Genomic DNA, 1,023 nt, shown 5'->3' on the forward strand with positions numbered 1-1,023 from the left:
CCGACGGGTACCGAGCGTTGTCCGGGTTCGACCGAGGACACCTCGAAACTCGTCGAGAACCCCATGTTCTCCGCCGGACCATAACCGTTCACCACACGAACCCCGGGATGCTCCGACAGCGCCCGCGACACATGCGCCACCGACGCCGCCTCACCCGCCGTCATCGCCACCCGCACCACGTCGAACACCTCGGGACGCTCGTCCAACATCACGTTGAACAACCCCGCGGACATCTGCAGACTCGTCACCCGGTGCTCCACCACCAGATCAGCGATCGCGTCGAACCGCGGGCGCTGCCCCGGCTGCAACACACACCGACCACCGAACAACAACGCACCGTAGAGCTCCAGCGCGAACGCGTCCCACGAGACCGGCGAACACTGCAACCACACCTGATCAGGACCGAAGTCCACATACTCCTGACCCAGCAACGTCCCCACCACACCCCGATGAGACGTCACCACACCCTTGGGCACACCCGAGGAACCCGACGTGAACATCACACACGCCACATCACCCGACCCCACCTCCACACCAAGATCACCGCTCTCACACGCGGCGACACCGGGCGCGTCCACCGACAGCACCCCGACACCTGACAGGGCGGCGAGGTCCAGTCCACCGGAACCCGGGCTCGCCGTTTCGCCCTCGGCTCCGAAGGCCGCAGCGCGGTGACCGGCGTTCGACCCCGTGCCACCCTCGCCCTCGCCCGTGCCCGAGAGCACGGTGGTGATTCCGGCCGAGGCGATCACCGATTCCAACCGCGCGGTGGGAAAGGCCGGATCCAGCAACGTGTAACCCGCACCGGCCTTCAACACGGCCAACAACGCCACCACCATCTCCGGCCCCCGAGGCAGATACACCCCCACCAACTCACCCGGGCACAGCCCCTCACCCACCAGATACCGGGCCAACCGGTTCGCCCGAGCGTTCAACTCCCCATAGGAGACCCGCTCATCCCCGAACACCAACGCCACAGCGTCCGGAACCGACGCCGCACACTCCTCGAACACCCGGTGCAGG

General features: G+C 66.9%; 1 protein-coding gene. It reads right to left on the reverse strand.

The window, feature by feature from the left end:
• On the reverse strand, positions 1-1,023 hold a 1,023-nt coding region (locus BDW27_RS27035), incomplete at both ends, for an AMP-binding protein (protein WP_158543618.1).

The sequence above is a fragment of the Nocardiopsis sp. L17-MgMaSL7 genome (assembly GCF_003182025.1).
GTDB lineage: Bacteria > Actinomycetota > Actinomycetes > Streptosporangiales > Streptosporangiaceae > Nocardiopsis > Nocardiopsis prasina.